The following is a 17,471-nucleotide window of genomic DNA, read 5'->3' as shown; positions in this document are numbered from 1 at the left end:
TAATCTGCTCCTCGCTAAATCGTTTCTTCATAAATCCGCTCCTTTTTAAGAATCGGACTCTACTACATCATGAAGCTAATGAAAGGGGCAGGTCAGTGTAGCCGCTTGAATGTGTATTCGTTGTTGATGACGGCAAGAACGCTATGGCCGTGCTTCGGTTCAAATGGAGCGGTCCACTACCAGTATATCCCCATCGTGGATGTGGGTGCCGGTTATGGAGTCGCCAATCACCCGGAAAAAGAAAGTGGCGGTCTTGTTGCGCACCGGGTACGTGTTGAGATCGAGCGCGGATTCCGCTATTCTTCTGCAGGTGAGGGAAGGCCTGAGGGAATGCGCGGCGGAGACAATAGCTGAAAAGCCCGTGTTCAGGCTGTCCTTCCGCCAGCGGCGATGCCTGATCCCCGCTTCAGGGTTTTTCGAGTGAAAGACAGAGGGCAAGAGCAAGCAGCTGTATTCTATATCCAGCCGTGACGGGGTGCCATTTCATTCGCGGGGATATGGAGCACCTGGACAGCAGCAGATACGGGAGAGTCCATCGACAGTTGCACGACGGAATGCAATGCGCTGATGCAGTCGATCCATGAGCGGATGCCAGTCATCCTGTCACCCGAGGACTGGGCGGCGTGGCTTGACCCGGAGCCCAAGCAGGATGAGATCCTGCTGTCCCTGCTTAAATCCTTTGATGCCGAGCAGATGCAGGCTTGGCCGGTATCCCCGTCAGTGGTCGAGTGGCGAATCAGGGAGAGGAATTGATTCAATCTATTTCTTAAAGAGCTTCATTACGCCAACTCTGGCTCCTCATCAACTTCCGATTCCACCTCAATTTCATTGGTGCCAGCCTCATCCATTACCGGTTTGTGCATGGCTTCGCTGATCAATGCAGCGAGCTTCATACTGCGGGCCTCGTAAAATGCCTTGAAATCATCGCAACGTAGATGCTCTGGATCGATGAGATGAGAACGAAGGATGGCATCGAGATCGGAAGCAGAGATACCTTGGGCGACTTCGATGCGCTTCAAGTAAACCGATGGAGAATCGCCGCCAATAGAAATATTGGACAGCTTGGACAAAGGTGTCTTGTTAATGATCGAGTCGTATACCTTCTTCTCAATAGAATGTTTGCGACACCATGCTTGCGGGAACACATGATGAATATCGATTTCATCATTAAAAAAAGTCATTAGCTCGGTACCGCGACCCGTGATGAAGTCCCGGCAACCGTGCTTCATCAGCAGCGCGTGCAGACCTTTGTAAGCTGCTGACAGGCGCGACCACAATGATCGAAGCCGTATGCTCTGAAAAACGGCTTCGTCCAATGAACGGGGCTTATCCCCTTCGTCGGCGATCCAACCAACCACTTCAGGGACATCTCGGGCGAGACGTGATTCGGTGCTAGATCCAAATAACTCACCAAGGGTGACAGACCAGTACCACTGAGCGAGCTTTTGTTTTGCCTTGGTAGTCCGTGCATTCTTGCCAAGGATCGCAAAGATTGCTGCCAAGCCGACGATGAGGGGGGGGTAGGACACGTCCTTGTGCCAGATGATCTTGAGTTCATTTAGAAAGGCACCAGCTTCGATGAATCCTGCTTCCACCGCATCCGCATGTTTTACGTACTCTTTCAGAGGGAGTCCGAGCAGGGCATCGCGTTTGCAGGATATCTGCAGCAGATCATTGTCCTTAGCCCCCTTCGCGGCCCTCTCCAGACGTAGTTCGCGCGTATACAGCAGGGTGCATGCCTGTAAAAAGTCTGTACTCTGAACTTGAGAAAGAACATTGCGTGGATTAGGAGAACCAATGATCCGACCAAACCGTCCGGGCTTAACCGGTTTCTTAGTACCTCTCCAATCCTCACGAAGATCGAATTTGTCAGCGGCATAAATGGCCGTGACCAATTCAAATGCATCCAGTTTCTTACCTCCTACATTAACCTTCTCAAATACTAAGCAAATCGCTTCGCGTTTGTTGGTGCGATCAAGCCGGATGATCGGCATTTTGTAGCGCTCAATGGAGTCGACGATGCTGCGCACGAAGTCGCGATCAAGATCGGAGACGTCGCGCCCCTTGGCCTTCCAATAATCGCGCCAATCGTAGAACCAGTTACGGCTGTCGAAGATCTTATTAAGCGGAAACAAGTCTTGCTCGAACTCCAACTCGCGACTGGATACATTTAACGAAATTTTCTTGCCGAAATCCGTACGGACAATCCGATTTGCTGGGACCCCGATGATGGCTTCATCTACACCGACCTCCCCTGCAACTGCTTTCTTCATATCTACGTAATAGAGGCGCTCAACTAATACATTACGTACCGTCTTCGTTCGAACGGGTGCTTTGGAGAACGCCGCCTGAAATAGCGACGTCATGCGTTGCTGGCCGTCAAGCAATAGTTCCGTTGGGCGAACGTCCTTGGCCTCGACACCTTCAAGCAGGCGCGGTTTGAATTCAATCTCTCCGCCCGTTTCCAAGGTTAGCAACGCGCCAACGGGGAAACCTTTGGCGATCGAGGCAATCAAGCTACGCACATCGTCATCAGACCAGACGTAGTCTCGCTGAAAATCCGGCAACTGCAATTTGCCTTCATCTACCTTGCGCAGTATGTCCTTGAGATCTTCCTTGGTCGTATCAAACATCGAGTTTCCCTATTGCCAGCAATTATTAATTTTTGTGTATGACTGGCGCCTATATAAATGAGCTCACAACGCACCAAAGCATTAGGCGTTAAGTCGACAGCGATTGTATCAGTATAAAGAAGAGTATTAGCTTGAGCTATTTTTTAGCAGTGGAGGATGGGTTTTTCGCATATCAGGCTGTAAAAACTCATATGGTTATTACATTAATAGACATCAATAAGCAAGGAATATGTGACTTACGTAACTAACCCGGACCTCGTGACATCAGACAACGCTGTTTCCCGAATCACTGGATGAATTGATTTGCGCAATAATCATCCTGTCCGAGTAATTGACGTGTTATGGACGATCTTGATTTAAGCCGGTCAGGATTCAAGAAAGTCGTTCCAGAAGTCACTGGACGTCCTCCACTCGCGTTGATATGTCGTAAAAAGGGAGTGCTTATGACATTCAGCGGAACAATAAGGAGAGGAATATGAATCTTCTTTGACAGCGTCAATTCCATCACCTACTTTGAAATATTGCGCAAGATCATCCAGTGCGAGTGATCGACGCATTTGTAGGCGGTCTCGATCAATCTGCCTTTAATTCAGGCTATTCAAAAAAGAGGAGAAGATGAAAACCATCCAGAGATGTGCCTTGCTCGCATTAACCCCATTATTACTGATCGGTTGCGGCAACTTCAATAGTATCCATCGTGGTCTTGAAGTATCAAACGGCAAAGGTGCGCTAATAGACATAAAACAACGCGCTATTATCTCGTCTGTTATAACAACGAAAGATGAGGAAGGAAACCTTATAAGTCAAACTAGAGTTTGTGCTGAACCTAGCCCAGATGCGTTATCAGCTTATGCAGCGGAACTAATAGCAAAGGCCGACTCTGGTAAATTGGGTGGCGAATTAGCCGCTGCGTTTCAAGAGGGTTCGTCGTTTGTCGGTCTTCGAACTCAAAGCATACAATTAATGCGAGATGCATATTACCGTCTATGCGAAAGTTATGTTAGTGGTGCAGTTAATTCGGATGAGTACGGATGGTTGCTCCGTCGATTCCAACGCAGTATGGTTGTATTACTGGCCATAGAACAACTAACCGGCACGGTACGCCCGCCAACTATATCGATCACTACTCAGGGGCAAGCAGAAGCAGCCAAGTCATTATCAGAAATTCGCAATGAGAAACAAAAAATAGATGCGCAAATTAAAGTGATAGAAGGCAGCGAACAAACGGAAGCAACCATAGATGAGCTGAATACGCTAAAAAAAGATAGTAAATTAATGGAGAAAGCCATCTCCAATGCGAGAAATTTACTAGCAAGTGGCTCAACAGCTATCTCTAACACGACCGATCAACCAAATCCGCCGAATGAGACTCAAGTGAGCGCCGTTGCTGCGATAGTCAAAGATATGGTTGCTTCAATTACTTCTGAAGCAGATGACAGAGGCGCCTTGTGTTTTTTTTACCTTCGTTCGCAATCAAAAAAAGAAGGAAACCCCGAATTAAATAAAATATGTGAAGCGTATTTTGCGGATGGTTTTGTAATTGACGCTGTACCTAATAAAAATGCTGCCAAAAAAATTCCAGATGATCCCCCATTTCTTATTGGTAACAAGAGAAAGCAAAAATAAGGGAGAAGAACATGAAAAAATATTTCACAGTTATTTTGTGTTTGATGCTGTGGTCACCCGTTATACATGCGGTTGAAATTACCGATAAAGTTCTTACTGAGTATTATAAAAAAGGAAAAATTGCTTTCGATAAAGAACAATGGATTGACGCTATAAAATATTTTTTCGTATATAGAGAGCTAAGTGTCATAGGTAAAGCCACCCAAGCTGAACTGTCGGAGATAGATAGTTATATAAAAACTGCCGAAGAAAAATTATCTCCCTTAACTGTTCGCCCTACTGGAGGAGGTGGTGGCCTTAACCGTAAATATCGCCCTGGAACAGTTCTTATAAGACCGCCTGATACGTATGGCGAATAGTTTTACGCTTAATACATATGCAAAAAGAAATCAACGGCTGCGATAGCGAAAGGGGCCGATCTTTTAACTAACTTTGCTAGAACACCCTTCGCACTACTGCCGGGGGCACACATGACCATAAAATGCTGGGTCGGTCACCAGATCGAAACCGCCCCCAAGAGATTTACAAGCAGCACGCTTATGATATGGCAACCCTACGCCAGCTTTGATAGCCTCTAATCTCTAATGCAAGGAAATTCTTCTTGCTCGCTGTCGTTCACTACTCTTTTACTTACTGAGAGAAAATAATGGAAGATAACAACCCGAACAAAAATTCCACGAATACCAAGACGGAGGAAACGGTTGGAATAAATACGGCTGCAAGTACAAGGGGAGGTGGTGGGCTAGTTGAGCGAGACGCCCCTGCTACTCTGCCTAAGGTCGAGATTCCTCCGGTTGAGCGAGAATCCCCTGCTGTCCTACCCAACGTGCGCACTCCTCAGCCGCCAACATTTCGGGATCATGCTGGTTATAAACTTACATGGAGCGTACTAATCGGTTTATTTGTAGTAATTTTGGCATTTTTTTCCATTATCGTTTTTGATGCTCCGTCCCCTATGGGTGGCGCACCGGAGGCAAAGCAGTTATTAGCAAGTTGCTTAAAACCGGATTTTGATGTGAATCAATGTACAGACGAACGAATAGCACTCGCGAAAGTGATACTAGATGACCCAGCTATAGCATCTCATCGTCAGTACTGGAAGGATATGTTCCAACAAATAATCGGGGCGACACTTTTACCAATCTTAACAGCGCTTTTAGGATATCTTTTTGGCAGCGGTGCTACGGCTCGCTCAACTGATACCTCAGTTAAATGACAACAATACCTTTAAAGCAAGACGAGAAAGGCTTGGTTACTCCCCATCAAACGGAAAACATCAATCCTTTTTAATTTGAGATAGTCGGGGGAGTACTAATTTTTCTAAATCCTTACGATCTTTATCAGCTGAAAGGACATCCCGCCCCGCCTTCTTGGCATCTGCTCCCCAGTTTAGTAAGGCTAAGGCGTCTTGAATAATTTCTGTATTTTTCGGATTCCCAAGTTTCTTTTTCAAGTCTTCTAGAAATTCATCATCAACATTAACTCTAATCTCTGCCATATATCCTCCTAGATTAATCCTAATTAGACGGAATTATCTTCCGTATTTTATCCGATGTCAATAACGGGGAAGCTTACGCACTCATGCTTACATTCGAACAATTCTTCGGCTTCTCGTTGCTGCAATACTGATTACAGCTTCTCCAGGCCCCGACAACCTGCTGGTCCTTAGCATGGGCGTTTCCAAGGGCCGCAAGCGCGGTATTATCTTCGGCTTGGGTTGTGCCATAGGGTGCCTGAGCCATACGGTACTTGCCGTCATTGGTGTGAGCACGATGATTGCCGCCTCACCAGCAGCTTTCACTGCGCTGAAAGTCGCCGGCGGCCTCTATCTCATCTGGTTAGCAATCAATGCGTTTCGAAGCCGTGGCTGTGCGAAGGTAGAAACGGTCCCGGCCGGTGAGGAAGCGCTAGCGAAGTTGTTCTTCAAAGGCATCTTTGCCAACGCGATCAACCCCAAGGTGGTCTTGTTCTTTCTGTCGTTCTTGCCCCAGTTCATCACCCCATCCAATGGCAACGTCGGTTGGCAAATGGCGGCTTTAGGTGTCGCCTTTACAGCTCAGGCTGCCGTATTGTTCGGACTTCTTGGTTACTTCTCGGGGTCAATTGGTCAATGGCTCAATGCCAAACCCAGGGCAGGCATGATCCTTGACAGTATTGCTGGCGCTGTCTTTGTTGCTTTGGGCTTGCGGTTAATCGTTTCTCGCTGAAAGTCCGCTTCGGGTCGGAACCAGACATCACGATCTGACACATCCCTTGTCGTCAGATCAAATCACAACTTATACAAATAAGCCGGCCTGCATATGCGGTAGCTCATGGTTACAATCTCAAACCCATGGTCAACCGCTCTCGCACGCACCGTCTTGCGGAATCAGTTCCGACAGCAAGAGGCAAAGAGGCAAAGAGGCAAGAGCAATAATTGAATATCGCAGCATCCTCTGCATGTTTCAAGGCAATGCCTGATCCGCTTTGATGAAGCTGACCAAGAGAATTCTATCCACAGGCCAATTCATCAAACCGAATCTCGCAATAGCATCCTGCGGCATCTCATCATCCTCGATCGTAACCAGCTTGTATCCCGCGTCCCCTTCTTGACGCAACATGGTACTTTCAAGCATTTCTAATCTTCTCAGCAGGCTCATTTCAGTAACTTTCTTTCTATTTGTTGAAGTCGCTTTTCATTTCCGTGGCCTCGATTAGCTTCCCTATACCAGTCAGAATATAAGCCAAGCGCCCGGCTTCGCTGACATCCATTCTCCCACCTCGTGCTTGACGGTATACACTCGCCATCTCACGACGCACATCTTCAAGCTCGTTCAGCTTGATTTTAGAGGGGGTGGGCGTACACGTGCCGCTTTCCGCATCAATGGTTACAGGCTGATGTTTTGCGCTTCCTCTTTGCTGTTTTATGGTCAGTTCAGTTCCATCTGTTTTTTTCATCACCCCGCCTTTTGACAGAAGTACGGCTACGTAATCCCTTCCCTTCACCCTCGATGAGTTCCCAACACGGCGAATTTCGTGTGTACGGGCCTATCTAACCTGAAGCCGTATCTCGTTCCGGTGAAGCCATGCAGCCCGAGAACGCTGTTCTGCAGTGGTTAGCCATGGGATATTTCTAACCTTCGTGAATTTATTAATAGTACTTTACCATACTACGAAGTGGATTAACGTCTTGTTTAAAAAGATGTTTGTTGCGTTTACGCAACAAACAGGCTGGAAGCCTTTTTTTGGGAGGAGGCGATTTACCGAGTGTAAAATCTGGCCTTGGACCTACTCTGGTCAGTTTTCCAGTTCTATTTCCGAATAGATGATAGAAGTGATATCAAGCTACATTACCTGGAGCGCTTCCAGGCTGGCGCCAGCTTCCAACGACTCCAAGTAATCCGCCCAGTGCTGCATCATGCGCTTGCGCTCGGATAGATACTCGGCGCGGTTATAAGCGCCCCTGACCTCGTTGCGCTCGCAATGCGCGAGTTGGCGTTCAATCACGTCTGGATTAAAGCCTGTTTCGTTGAGGATGGTGGAGGCCACCGCACGGAAGCCGTGCCCAGTCATCTTGCCCTTGTAGCCCAGACGGTAAAGGGCGAACAGCATGGTGTTGTTACTGATCGGCTTGTCCCGGTTACAGCCGGGGAATACAAAGCGGCTGCTGCCAGATATTTCCTTCAGTTCGGCAAGAATGAGCACCGCTTGCGTCGATAACGGGACAACATGTTCCGCTTTCATCTTCATACGTCCAGAGGGAATAATCCACAGGGCACTGTTCATATCGAACTCCGCCCATTCCGCACCGATGAGTTCATTTGTACGAACAAAAGTCTGCGCCAACAGTTGCAGTGCAAGCCGTGTTTGCCTATCGCCGATTTCGTCATATCTGGCAATGGCCCGCAACAGCTCCGGCAACTCTTCCGGTCGAACGGCTGCCTGATGTTTTTTCTTGTGTGGGGTCAATGCGCCGCGTAAATCCGAGGATAAATTACGGGTGCAGCGCCCGGTCGCAATGCCATAGCGAAATACCTGTCCGCACACCTGCAATACCCGATGAGCCAGATCGTACGCCCCACGTGTTTCTATCTTGCGGATGGTGTCGAGCAGTTCGGGGGCTTGAATCTCGTCAATGGGACGCTTGCCGATGCCGGGGAAGATATTGTTCTCCAGGCGCCGTTTTACATCACTCGCGTGGTGGGGAACCCAGGTCTGCAGTTGCTTGCGCAGTTCATCGCGCTTTTTGCGAGCATCGCTTAAGCTAACTATGGGCAGACCCCAAGGGAAAGGGATTTTTCCTTGCCTGCCAGTAGCGCAGACGCCAGTATTTGCGGCCGTCGAGATACACCCATAGGTAAAGTCCGTCGCCATCGGACAGCTTGCGGATGGCGGCTCCGTTACTGTTGGCGTTCTTGCAATGGGCAGCGGATAGTAGATTGGTAGCCATCGTGGTAACTTTTAACCGTGGTAATTTCGTTACCACGGAACTTACCACGGTTTAACGTCCGACTCAACAGGACATTACCACGCTACCATGGACGATGAACGATCATATGTAGCGGCTTTTAGTAGGATTTTAGGACGTTACTGGATAACTTCGGATGCCAAGTTGGCGGAGGCGGTGAGATTCGAACTCACGGTAGAGTTGCCCCTACGGCAGTTTTCAAGACTGCTGCCTTAAACCGCTCGGCCACGCCTCCAGCGTTGGGCGAGAATAATACCTTTTTAAGCTTGATTTTGCCAGCCGCCCACAGCAAAAGGCGAACCCATCGGAAGGATAAGATTGCAACTTTCACTAAACATGAGTAGTCTTATGTGCTGTATAGTTCGTCAACCAAGGAGACGTTATGCAACCTGAACTACGATATTCCGGCTCGGCCGCGCAAACGGGACTTTCTGCCGTTCGCAACAAGGTCTTGCGCAATACTTACTGGATGCTTGGCTTGACCATGATCCCGACGCTGATCGGCGCCTCGATCGGGATGAGCACCAATTTCGCGTTTCTCGCACAAGCCCCCATCATGGGGCCGTTGGTGATGCTGGCGATAATGATGGGTCTGCTGTTTGGTGTCAGCGCGACTCGAAACAGCCCGGTGGGGATCGCGTTGCTGTTTGCGTTTACCTTCGTAGCTGGCTGGTGGTTAGGCCCCCTGCTGCAATACGCGCTTCAATTCAAGAACGGTGCGCAACTGATAGGAACTGCGGCTGCGGGAACGGGCATAATCTTTTTCACGCTGGCGACGATCGCTACGGTGACCAAGAAGGATTTCGGCTTCATGCAGAATTTCCTGTTTGTGGGGCTTGTGCTTCTAATCCTCGCTTCCGTTGCTAATTTGTTCTTCGCCATGCCGGCTGCCTCGCTTGCCATTTCGGCAGTTGCGGTGCTGCTGTTTTCCGGCTTCATTCTGTTTGACGTAAGCCGTATTGTTAACGGTGGGGAAACAAATTACGTGATGGCAACGATGGGCATTTATCTGAGCCTCTATAACCTCTTCACCAGCCTGTTGCATCTGCTCCTGGCTTTTTCAGGTGAAAGAGACTAGCACTCAAAAATATTCCGGTACATGAAAAAGGGCGGCTGGTAACAGCCGCCCTTTTTTATTTCCACATTATTTTCGTTTCAAAACCGTGCTATTTCACAGCGTGCCAACGGCATCTTTCTCAAATAATGCGATGGATTCGACATGCGCGGTTTGCGGGAACATGTTTACAACACCTGCCGCTTTTAGTACATACCCGTTACTATTCACCAGTACCGCTGCATCCCGAGCGAGCGTAGCCGGGTTGCAGGATACGTAAACAATACGGCCAGGTGCGGTCTTTTCTTTTCCCAGGGAAGTAACGGCAGCGATGGCCCCTTCGCGTGGGGGGTCGATCAGCATTTTGTCGAAATACCCCTGCGCTTGCATCCAGGCTTCATCTATTTCAAACAGATTGGTTTCGACGAATTGCGTATTACGCGCGAGCCGGTTGCGCTGCGCATTTTCGTTGGCGCGGCACACCACCGCTGCGCTGCCCTCAAAACCAACGACCTGTGCGCCACGCCTGGCAATCGGTAACGCAAAGTTTCCCAGCCCGCAGAATAAATCCGCGATGCGTTCCCCAGGCTGAGGATCCAGCAAGTTCAGGGCGCGCCGCACCAGTACCCTGTTCATGGCAGGATTTACCTGGGTAAATTCGGTAGGATGAAACGGCATGACGATATCGAACTCGGGTAGCGTATAGTTCAATTCCGCAGCATTCTGCGGGTAAAAAGGAAAGGCTGTTTGAGGCCCGCCGGGCTGCAAGAAGAACTGAATATGATGCTGATCGGCGAAAGCCTGAAGCAACATTTCATCTTGATCAGTCAATGGCTTCAGGATGCGCAACACCAGCACATCCACATTTTCACCCAACGATACCTCGATCTGCGGGATTTGTTGACGGACAGACAAGCTGCCTACCAACTCTCTCAGTGGCATGATGAGCCGGGAAATGCGTGATGGCACGATTTCGCAAGCCCGCATGTCGACGACGAAACTGCTGCGCTTCTCATGAAAGCCTACCAGGACCCCACCTTTTTTGGCGACATAGCGCACGGACAATCGCGCGCGATGGCGGTAGCCCCAGGCAGCGCCATAAATCGCAGGCAGTATCAATTCTGCCTCGACCTTGCCGATATGCTTGAGATTATCTTCAAGAACGCGCTGCTTCGTCGCCACTTGGGCGCGTGCATCCATATGTTGCAGGCTGCATCCGCCGCATATTGCAAAGTAGCTGCATCGCGGCGTCACTCGACCAAAGGCTTGCTTGAGTATCTGCCCCGCCTGCGCCATTTCGAAGCTTTGTTTCTTGCGGTAGGAGTTATAGGTAACCACTTCTCCCGGCAATGCACCTTCGATAAAGATGACCTTGCCTTCTGAGTGGGCAACCCCACGCCCTTCCTGGTCCAGGGATTCTATGGTGACAGGCGCAATCATATTTTGCGGTGCGGGATGACTCCCGTAATGGCGAGAGGATGAGAAAGAATAGGCGTAATGGCAGCTATGCCCACTGGCCCAAGAATTCCTGCCAGTGAGGTTCAGAAGATTTGCTCAAGGTAAAACGCACCAGTTCGCATTCGCGCTGATACTGTTCGTTATCAAAGATACCACGCATGAGTTGGAATCGTAAAAACACGAGATACGTGTTCACCACATCGGTTTCGCAGTAATCGCGAATTGCGGCAATCTCACCATTCTGGAATGCATTCCAGACCTGGGAACCGTCCATTCCCAGTTTTCCGGGAAAACCCATCAGCTTTGCCAATTCGTCCAGCGGCACATTCGCGCGTGGCTGATATAACGCGAGCATATCCATCAAATCGAGATGGCGGGTATGGTAGCGGCTAAGGTAATTATTCCATTTGAAATCGCGGTCATCCTCGCCCATATCCCAATAACGGCGCGCCTGCAAACCATGAATCAGGCTGCGGTAATGGAGTACCGGCAAGTCGAAGCCACCGCCATTCCAGGAAACCAGTTGGGGGCTGTATTTGTCCAGCCCTTCGAAAAAACGGCGGATGAGTTCCGATTCCGAATCTGCGGGAGTCCCTAACGACCACACGCGAAAATCATTTTTATCCCGCAATACGCATGAAATAGCCACGACCTTCTGCACATGCAACTGCAAGAAGTCGTTGCCGACAGCCTGACGGCGCGCCTGGAAAGCCATGTCGGCAATACCTGCCGACGCAACCTCCGGGGGCAGATTGTAAAGCCTGCGTAATCCCTCTGTATCGGGAACGGTTTCGATGTCAAAAACCAGTACGGGTATCAATGCAAAGAAGATCTCAAGCGAGTTTTAGAGCTTGGAAGGTGCAATCTACAAGGCTTGGCATTATATGGCGTTACTTTCTGACCCAGGAGCCGTTTGCCGCTTGATACCACCACCCCGGCCTGGCCAGATCGATCCAGCGCTGACCGAAAGTAGCGCGAATATCGGCTTCCCATTCGGGATGGCTATTGGCTCGGGCGATCTCGCGGTACAACGCATTTCTGTCCTGGTTTTCAGCCGCGATCAAGGCATTGACCGGCTGGCGCGCCGCCAATGGCAGTGCATTGGCATCACGCATGGCGACAAGACCATCCCGTGTAAGCCCTACCGCTCCCCTTTCATAATAAGGCTGGAGCTGGCTGTGGCGCTGCTGCATGCTTTGTCTGAGGCTGGAAATCGCAGGCGTATCGATTTCGATATTGGCTTGCGTGTAACCAGGACCCGACACCGATAACAGCAACATCAGCAATATAAAGCGGTAGACAGGATTACGCATGGTAGTCACCTTAATTTTGTGGCTGCATCGGCTGCACGGGTTGTTCCGGTTGCGGGATGGGTTGAGAAGGTATGGGGCCATCCACACCCGGTGCACCGTCTTCGGGTTTTTTAAGTTGCCACACGCCCTCTATTATCTTGTCCGCTGCTTTTTCAGCAGCAGCGGCAGGAAAATAAATATTGATAGTGACGCACCCTGACAGCAATGCGCCCGTCAGCGTCAGCAAACTTGCGTAAAAAAAAGAATTCTTCATATTCCTCTACTGAATGACGGGTTTGGCTTCTACCTGGGTGATCCGTTGCAGACGGCTCACCAGTTCCCACCAATCCACATCGCGATTATAGCCTATCACTGTAATGGCCGGGATTCCGCCGCCCTTGACGATGAGATAGCCATGCGGCAGCGGCTCCGACTCTATCCCGCCCATGTGGCAAATTCCGTTGCGTAATGAACAGCTCCAGCCGATCTTCGAATAGCCGAATTGCTCGAAAAAGCCCAGAAAACTGCGCTGGATCGCAGCAGCCGCCCCCGATCCGCCAAGAGAGGAAATATTCTGTACCGCAGCCTGGCTGATGCGGCGCGGATAGCTGCCCGAACTGCTCATGAGGCTGGCATCAAACTTTACCGGCTTCCAATTGAAGAGTTCGAGGCCATGGACCGCGGCATCAATGCGCCCCTGCATATTACCGAACGAAAACGTGCCGGTGAGCAGGTTCAGATCGAGATTGCGCATATCCAGATCCGCCAGAAGTGATGGCGCAGGTCCCAACGGATCCAGCAACTTCAAATTCCCCATCTCTATGGTGCCATCGAATATCCTGAAAAGGAGCGCACCATCCACCACGACGGTTGAGCCATTGTAACTCACCCTGGGTATCTCACCTGACAGCGTGCCCTTCATTGGCTGAGTTCCCAACGCTTCAGTCAGTTTTTGCATCGATATGGGCGAGAGTCCACCACTGAATTGCCATACCCAGCCTTGAGCTTGCCGCGATGCACTGAAATTTTCGAGCGTAAGCTCACCGTCAAGCACCGGCAACGTCAAACGCGGGATGCGAAGATTCGACCCGTCGATTTCCAGAGGAATGTCTACCTGGCCTATGGGTATCTTTCCCAACTGGCTGCTCTGGATACGGATAGCCGCTTTTGTCGATTCCACGTTCCCCTGGTTCCGTGGCGCTTGCCAGGGAATACTGGCGTCGACACCACGAAATGCAAAGCGTCCATGCCCGTCTTCCACCGAGGCATCGCGCAAATCGACCTGAAGGAATTCGTGGGCGTTATTCCGGTAACGCCATTGGATTCCCGCATGTCCCGCAGCCTGTAACTCAGCGACCGGGGTATTGACGAGAAAAGGTTTCAGCACTTGACTGAACAGGGTAGACAATTCGAGATTGTCGGCGCTCAAATCGAAATCGCGCAGGGTGTTTCCTGGCCGGTCAATCAACCCCGATAAATTCATCTCCCCGATATTCGAAAGCACAAGCTTTCCCGTGCGCAATCGTATGGTGCTTTCATCCAGTTCGCCGCTGCCGCTGAAACGATGGCCCTGCGCGGCAAAATAAACCGGTTGCCAGAACACTTCGCCACTCGGCCAATTCACATCAGCGTGCCACGCCCATGAATTTCCTTCATTGCGCTCGTCACGCGTAGCCATCGCGTTAACTTCAACGCTGATGTTCTCGCCGGCATGCAGTCCACTGGCGTCGCTGAACGCCAGTCCATCCACCGCCAGATGCGCTTCAATGCCAGCAAGTCCGCCGGCAGCGCCGCGCAGGTTGATCGTGCCGTTCATGTTTCCCTTTGCAGGCACGGGCAATAAGTTCTTTTCTGCCTCTGGCAGCAATTCGGCAATACGCGCCACCTCTCCATTTGTTACAGTCAGCATGCCTTCCCAAATCGGCTTTCCCCACTGCGCGGATAATCTCCAGTCCGCAACGGCTCCTCTGGCACCAGTCGTGATTTTTAGATCCAGTATTTTGTTGCGGGAAGAGAAATCAAACGATACAGGTAGCGGCGCCGATCCGGATAGCTTCAGCACGCCATCCTCACAGCGAATCCAGTCATTAGCGACTTGAAATTTGTGGCAGGAAAAATGCAAATCGCGCCAGACTTTTCCCTGTATCGCGACCTCATCCAGCCTTACTTCCAGCAGTGATGCTTGCGGACCAGCCAGGCTGACCCGAACCCCTTTTGCATTTAAGAAAGGACTATGAACATCATCGGCGGAAAGGGTAATTAAAGGACCGGCATATGCGGATAAGGTAACAATGAATAATGCCGGCAATATTATGACGAGCAGCTTTACCATTATTCATCCGGCCAAACACGGCTTACGTGTACCGCATATTGCGTGTCAAACTTGCAGGCCGACGACATTCCGCTCCTCGGCTGCATTACGCGCATAGGTTTACGATACTCAGGCGGGAAAAACACCTGTGGAAAGATAGCGATCGCCACGGTCGCAAACAATCGAAACGATTGTCGCGTTCTCGGTTTCTGCAGAAATCCTGAGTGCCGCCGCCAGTGCGCCTCCCGATGAAATCCCCGCGAAAATTCCTTCCTCACTCGCCAACCGCCGGGTCATTTCCTCGGCTTCAGCCTGGGAAACCAGCACGATGCGATCTACCCGGCTGGCATCATAGATCTTTGGCAGATATGCTTCCGGCCATTTGCGAATGCCGGGAATCTGGGAACCTTCTTCCGGCTGCACGCCGACGATCTGAACCGCAGGATTCTTTTCCTTGAAATATCGAGAGCAACCCATGATCGTGCCGGTGGTACCCATGCTGCTCACCAGATGGGTAATTTTACCTCCGGTATCTCGCCAGATCTCGGGCGCGGTGCCTTCATAATGCGCCCGCGGGTTGTCAGGACTGGCAAACTGATCAAGTATCACGCCGCGCCCCTCATCACACATGCGCTCGGCCACATCGCGCGCTTCTTCCATGCTGCCCTCCTTCGAGGTCAGTACGATTTCCGCGCCGAACGCCTTCATCGATTGCCGCCGTTCAATGCTGAGGTGCTCCGGCATCACCAGCACCATGCGATAACCCATTATCGCCGCCGCCATCGCCAGCGCGATGCCGGTGTTGCCGCTGGTCGCTTCTATCAGCGTATCGCCCGGCTTGATATCGCCGCGCTCTTGCGCATGCGTAATCATCGATAGCGCCGGACGGTCTTTCACCGAACCAGCAGGATTATTACCCTCCAGCTTGACGAGGATGGCATTGCTGGTATTCCCCGGCAGGCGCTTGAGTTTTACCAGCGGCGTGTTGCCGACAAAATCTTCTATGGTTTTGTACATGACGATGTAATTTGCAAAAAAGATATGTCGGATTATCGCACACGTTCCGGCTTGCGCGACGCTACAGATAGGATAGCAGGATGGGTGAAGCGAAGCGCAACCCATCGACCAATGATACGATGGGTTGCGGCTAAAGCCTCCACCCGTTCTACCGGATCATTTAATCAATAAGAGTTGTTGTTTACTTCAGCGTGGGTTTATTTTCTTTCTTAACCGTAGTAGCGCCGCCTACTGTTATGTCCTTGCGCAACCGCTTCAACGTAGCAGGACCGATGCCCTTGACCTTCTCCAAGCCATCAGCCGACTTGAAAGACCCATTCTTCTTGCGATGATCGATAATGGCCTTGGCTTTGGCCGGACCGATCCCCTGAAGCGTTTCAAGCTCGGCCTGGGTTGCGGTATTGATGTTAACGGCTGCGTAGGCAGCGCCGGTAAATGCGAATAGTGTAACAATGATGATTAACAGTTTTTTCATAAATTTTTTCTCAAGCTCACGATATGGCTGCCACTATCCCAGTATTATTGAAAATTATTCGATGCGACATGCAACATCAAAAATATATCACCTTTTAGACAGTTCTTTTGCAGCCGTATCGCAGGACTTACGCAGGTCAGATACAGCATTGCACCATCACACCAGCTCCGCCCGGCGCCAATCCAGATCGTTATCAGCAGTTGCTTGTTTACGGCGTCTCGCCACTCTCGATCTTCCGACCTAGCAAGCCGTTAGCGTCGCGCTCGTCCAGTTCCAATTTCGGGCTGGAAGTCTTGATGCGCTTTTCCACTTCCTTAATGTGCTCAGCAGGTGGGATATTTTCTGGCAAGGTACCGCCGATGCGCTTGATCGCACCACGTACTTCACGCGCTACTTGCTCATGAGCCTGTATGGCTTGGATCTGGTTTTGCACGTCATCGCGCGCCAACTTGTCACGAGTCTGAGTCATGCGGAACTGGTTGGCAGCCAGTTCAGTGGCGTTCATACGATCCATCAATTGTTCTTTAGCAGGAATGCTCTTTCTCGCCTTGATGGCATCATTGCCCAAGCCACCGTACAAGCCCCTGTACCCAGCGTCGTGGAAAGTGCCGAACATGCGGCTCTGCACACCAGCCTGTTGCGCCGCGCCGGAGAGAGCCTTGAATTCTTCCGTGGTTTGCTTGCGCAGTTCGAGTCGCTCCAGATCAACCGCCAACTCATTGGATAGCTCTTGACGACGCGTCTGAACGGCGAAGTACTGCTGAGCCTGAGAAATCTCGGATTTGCGCGAATCACCGTTCTGGGCAATTAGATAGCAGGCAAAACGGGAAAGGTGGTAGTCATCCACAACCTGAACAGCACCTTTGCCTCCGATGATCGGTTTGCCGGCATTGGCAAAGTGATACTCGTACGGGTTACCCGAGTTTTTACAAGATGTTATGGCACGTTCTATAGCCTGCTCGAAACGCCGCCACTGACTATAGCCCAATAAGGGCTGCAGTGCACGGGCGCTCCAGTATTCGGCACTGTGTTCGTTGACTTGCTTGAGCTCTTCAAACGACTGCCCGGCAATCGCAACCTCATCCTTCTTCGCCATTATTCAACTTCCATCAATGGTGAACAGAGTCTGTTCTTGTACTTATATTAAGGTTGCGTTTC

22 protein-coding genes and 1 tRNA gene are annotated in these 17,471 nt (G+C 50.6%); 7 read left to right on the top strand and 16 right to left on the bottom strand.

From position 1 onward, the window contains the following. Nucleotides 1-159: 159 nt before the first annotated feature. Nucleotides 160-264: a LexA family protein gene (locus BLP78_RS16325; protein ID WP_371128894.1), complete on the bottom strand. Its 105-nt coding sequence runs from the start codon at nucleotides 262-264 to the stop codon at nucleotides 160-162. Here BLP78_RS16325 and BLP78_RS16320 point away from each other — a divergent pair. Both BLP78_RS16320 and BLP78_RS14445 read left to right on the top strand, forming a co-directional pair. Continuing rightward, a complete protein-coding gene (locus BLP78_RS16320) occupies nucleotides 215-424 on the top strand; it encodes an SOS response-associated peptidase family protein (protein ID WP_176752881.1) in 210 nt (69 codons plus the stop codon). The genes BLP78_RS16325 and BLP78_RS16320 overlap by 50 nt on opposite strands. Nucleotides 425-480: 56 nt before the next feature. After that, entirely contained in the window at nucleotides 481-753 is a 273-nt protein-coding gene (locus BLP78_RS14445; protein ID WP_090460357.1) for an SOS response-associated peptidase family protein, read from the top strand. A 26-nt stretch (nucleotides 754-779) separates the two neighbouring features. Here BLP78_RS14445 and BLP78_RS14440 read toward each other — a convergent pair whose 3' ends face one another. After that, a complete protein-coding gene (locus tag BLP78_RS14440) occupies nucleotides 780-2,633 on the bottom strand; it encodes a GmrSD restriction endonuclease domain-containing protein (protein ID WP_090460355.1) in 1,854 nt (617 codons plus the stop codon). A 615-nt stretch (nucleotides 2,634-3,248) separates the two neighbouring features. On the opposite strand from BLP78_RS14440, the gene BLP78_RS14435 reads away from it, so the two are divergent. The 3 genes from BLP78_RS14435 (at nucleotide 3,249) to BLP78_RS14425 (ending at nucleotide 5,475) form a co-directional block, all read left to right on the top strand. Next, nucleotides 3,249-4,259: a hypothetical protein gene (locus BLP78_RS14435; RefSeq protein ID WP_090460353.1), complete on the top strand. Its 1,011-nt coding sequence runs from the start codon at nucleotides 3,249-3,251 to the stop codon at nucleotides 4,257-4,259. 11 nt (nucleotides 4,260-4,270) lie between these two features. Then, nucleotides 4,271-4,618: an outer membrane protein assembly factor BamD gene (locus tag BLP78_RS14430; RefSeq protein WP_090460351.1), complete on the top strand. Its 348-nt coding sequence runs from the start codon at nucleotides 4,271-4,273 to the stop codon at nucleotides 4,616-4,618. 287 nt (nucleotides 4,619-4,905) lie between these two features. After that, complete coding sequence (locus BLP78_RS14425; protein ID WP_090460348.1) at nucleotides 4,906-5,475, top strand: hypothetical protein; 570 nt, start codon at nucleotides 4,906-4,908, stop codon at nucleotides 5,473-5,475. Between the two features lie 60 nt (nucleotides 5,476-5,535). On the opposite strand, the gene BLP78_RS14420 is transcribed toward BLP78_RS14425, so the two are convergent. Beyond that, nucleotides 5,536-5,757 (bottom strand): hypothetical protein, encoded by a 222-nt coding sequence (locus tag BLP78_RS14420; RefSeq protein WP_090460346.1) that lies wholly within the window; start codon nucleotides 5,755-5,757, stop codon nucleotides 5,536-5,538. A gap of 91 nt (nucleotides 5,758-5,848) precedes the next feature. On the opposite strand from BLP78_RS14420, the gene BLP78_RS14415 reads away from it, so the two are divergent. Then, a complete protein-coding gene (locus BLP78_RS14415) occupies nucleotides 5,849-6,466 on the top strand; it encodes a LysE family translocator (protein WP_371128896.1) in 618 nt (205 codons plus the stop codon). 237 nt (nucleotides 6,467-6,703) lie between these two features. Here the strand turns inward: BLP78_RS14415 and BLP78_RS15680 are convergent, their stop codons facing one another. The 5 genes from BLP78_RS15680 to BLP78_RS14395 form a co-directional block, all read right to left on the bottom strand. Then, nucleotides 6,704-6,874, bottom strand: a complete 171-nt coding sequence (locus BLP78_RS15680) for a hypothetical protein (RefSeq protein WP_176752880.1) — start codon at nucleotides 6,872-6,874, stop codon at nucleotides 6,704-6,706. 40 nt (nucleotides 6,875-6,914) lie between these two features. Continuing rightward, entirely contained in the window at nucleotides 6,915-7,196 is a 282-nt protein-coding gene (locus BLP78_RS14405) for a hypothetical protein (protein WP_143002976.1), read from the bottom strand. A gap of 387 nt (nucleotides 7,197-7,583) precedes the next feature. After that, nucleotides 7,584-8,414: a tyrosine-type recombinase/integrase gene (locus tag BLP78_RS14400; protein WP_371128895.1), complete on the bottom strand. Its 831-nt coding sequence runs from the start codon at nucleotides 8,412-8,414 to the stop codon at nucleotides 7,584-7,586. A gap of 88 nt (nucleotides 8,415-8,502) precedes the next feature. Further along, nucleotides 8,503-8,688: an Arm DNA-binding domain-containing protein gene (locus BLP78_RS16315; protein ID WP_371128893.1), complete on the bottom strand. Its 186-nt coding sequence runs from the start codon at nucleotides 8,686-8,688 to the stop codon at nucleotides 8,503-8,505. Nucleotides 8,689-8,851: 163 nt separating this feature from the next. Further along, nucleotides 8,852-8,941: transfer RNA gene (locus BLP78_RS14395), tRNA-Ser, on the bottom strand. 147 nt (nucleotides 8,942-9,088) lie between these two features. Here BLP78_RS14395 and BLP78_RS14390 point away from each other — a divergent pair. Beyond that, complete coding sequence (locus tag BLP78_RS14390; RefSeq protein ID WP_090460339.1) at nucleotides 9,089-9,784, top strand: Bax inhibitor-1/YccA family protein; 696 nt, start codon at nucleotides 9,089-9,091, stop codon at nucleotides 9,782-9,784. Nucleotides 9,785-9,877: 93 nt separating this feature from the next. On the opposite strand, the gene rlmD is transcribed toward BLP78_RS14390, so the two are convergent. From rlmD to dinD, 8 genes are all read right to left on the bottom strand, one after another. Further along, nucleotides 9,878-11,200, bottom strand: coding sequence for a 23S rRNA (uracil(1939)-C(5))-methyltransferase RlmD (rlmD, locus tag BLP78_RS14385; protein WP_090460338.1), 1,323 nt, complete (start codon nucleotides 11,198-11,200; stop codon nucleotides 9,878-9,880). 64 nt (nucleotides 11,201-11,264) lie between these two features. After that, the gene (locus BLP78_RS14380; RefSeq protein ID WP_090460336.1) at nucleotides 11,265-12,038 is read right to left on the bottom strand and encodes a 3'-5' exonuclease; all 774 of its coding nucleotides are present in this window, start codon (nucleotides 12,036-12,038) and stop codon (nucleotides 11,265-11,267) included. 70 nt (nucleotides 12,039-12,108) lie between these two features. Beyond that, nucleotides 12,109-12,531: a YdbL family probable chaperone protein gene (locus BLP78_RS14375; RefSeq protein WP_090460363.1), complete on the bottom strand. Its 423-nt coding sequence runs from the start codon at nucleotides 12,529-12,531 to the stop codon at nucleotides 12,109-12,111. 10 nt (nucleotides 12,532-12,541) lie between these two features. Beyond that, nucleotides 12,542-12,784, bottom strand: coding sequence for a hypothetical protein (locus BLP78_RS14370; protein ID WP_090460334.1), 243 nt, complete (start codon nucleotides 12,782-12,784; stop codon nucleotides 12,542-12,544). Nucleotides 12,785-12,790: 6 nt separating this feature from the next. Beyond that, entirely contained in the window at nucleotides 12,791-14,842 is a 2,052-nt protein-coding gene (locus BLP78_RS14365) for an intermembrane phospholipid transport YdbH family protein (RefSeq protein WP_090460332.1), read from the bottom strand. Between the two features lie 108 nt (nucleotides 14,843-14,950). Then, nucleotides 14,951-15,838, bottom strand: a complete 888-nt coding sequence (gene cysM / locus BLP78_RS14360) for a cysteine synthase CysM (protein ID WP_090460329.1) — start codon at nucleotides 15,836-15,838, stop codon at nucleotides 14,951-14,953. Between the two features lie 181 nt (nucleotides 15,839-16,019). After that, nucleotides 16,020-16,313 (bottom strand): ComEA family DNA-binding protein, encoded by a 294-nt coding sequence (locus BLP78_RS14355; RefSeq protein ID WP_090460328.1) that lies wholly within the window; start codon nucleotides 16,311-16,313, stop codon nucleotides 16,020-16,022. 208 nt (nucleotides 16,314-16,521) lie between these two features. Continuing rightward, nucleotides 16,522-17,409, bottom strand: coding sequence for a DNA damage-inducible protein D (dinD, locus tag BLP78_RS14350; RefSeq protein WP_090460324.1), 888 nt, complete (start codon nucleotides 17,407-17,409; stop codon nucleotides 16,522-16,524). Between the last annotated feature and the right edge of the window lie 62 nt (nucleotides 17,410-17,471).

The organism is Nitrosospira sp. Nsp1 (assembly GCF_900100985.1).
GTDB lineage: Bacteria > Pseudomonadota > Gammaproteobacteria > Burkholderiales > Nitrosomonadaceae > Nitrosospira.
The sequence above is the reverse complement of the archived record's forward strand: the minus strand, read 5'-3'. Positions and strand labels throughout refer to the sequence as shown.

Coding starts and splice junctions, on each gene's coding strand:
- BLP78_RS14420 (WP_090460346.1), bottom strand. CDS start 5,757: ATGGCAGAGATTAGAGTTAATGTTGATGATGAATTTCTAGAAGACTTG.
- BLP78_RS16315 (WP_371128893.1), bottom strand. CDS start 8,688: ATGGCTACCAATCTACTATCCGCTGCCCATTGCAAGAACGCCAACAGT.
- dinD (WP_090460324.1), bottom strand. CDS start 17,409: ATGGCGAAGAAGGATGAGGTTGCGATTGCCGGGCAGTCGTTTGAAGAG.
- BLP78_RS14375 (WP_090460363.1), bottom strand. CDS start 12,531: ATGCGTAATCCTGTCTACCGCTTTATATTGCTGATGTTGCTGTTATCG.
- BLP78_RS14440 (WP_090460355.1), bottom strand. CDS start 2,633: ATGTTTGATACGACCAAGGAAGATCTCAAGGACATACTGCGCAAGGTA.
- rlmD (WP_090460338.1), bottom strand. CDS start 11,200: ATGATTGCGCCTGTCACCATAGAATCCCTGGACCAGGAAGGGCGTGGG.
- BLP78_RS14390 (WP_090460339.1), top strand. CDS start 9,089: ATGCAACCTGAACTACGATATTCCGGCTCGGCCGCGCAAACGGGACTT.
- BLP78_RS14425 (WP_090460348.1), top strand. CDS start 4,906: ATGGAAGATAACAACCCGAACAAAAATTCCACGAATACCAAGACGGAG.
- BLP78_RS14365 (WP_090460332.1), bottom strand. CDS start 14,842: ATGGTAAAGCTGCTCGTCATAATATTGCCGGCATTATTCATTGTTACC.
- BLP78_RS14355 (WP_090460328.1), bottom strand. CDS start 16,313: ATGAAAAAACTGTTAATCATCATTGTTACACTATTCGCATTTACCGGC.
- BLP78_RS14370 (WP_090460334.1), bottom strand. CDS start 12,784: ATGAAGAATTCTTTTTTTTACGCAAGTTTGCTGACGCTGACGGGCGCA.
- BLP78_RS14405 (WP_143002976.1), bottom strand. CDS start 7,196: ATGAAAAAAACAGATGGAACTGAACTGACCATAAAACAGCAAAGAGGA.
- BLP78_RS14430 (WP_090460351.1), top strand. CDS start 4,271: ATGAAAAAATATTTCACAGTTATTTTGTGTTTGATGCTGTGGTCACCC.
- cysM (WP_090460329.1), bottom strand. CDS start 15,838: ATGTACAAAACCATAGAAGATTTTGTCGGCAACACGCCGCTGGTAAAA.
- BLP78_RS16320 (WP_176752881.1), top strand. CDS start 215: ATGGAGTCGCCAATCACCCGGAAAAAGAAAGTGGCGGTCTTGTTGCGC.
- BLP78_RS15680 (WP_176752880.1), bottom strand. CDS start 6,874: ATGCTTGAAAGTACCATGTTGCGTCAAGAAGGGGACGCGGGATACAAG.
- BLP78_RS14435 (WP_090460353.1), top strand. CDS start 3,249: ATGAAAACCATCCAGAGATGTGCCTTGCTCGCATTAACCCCATTATTA.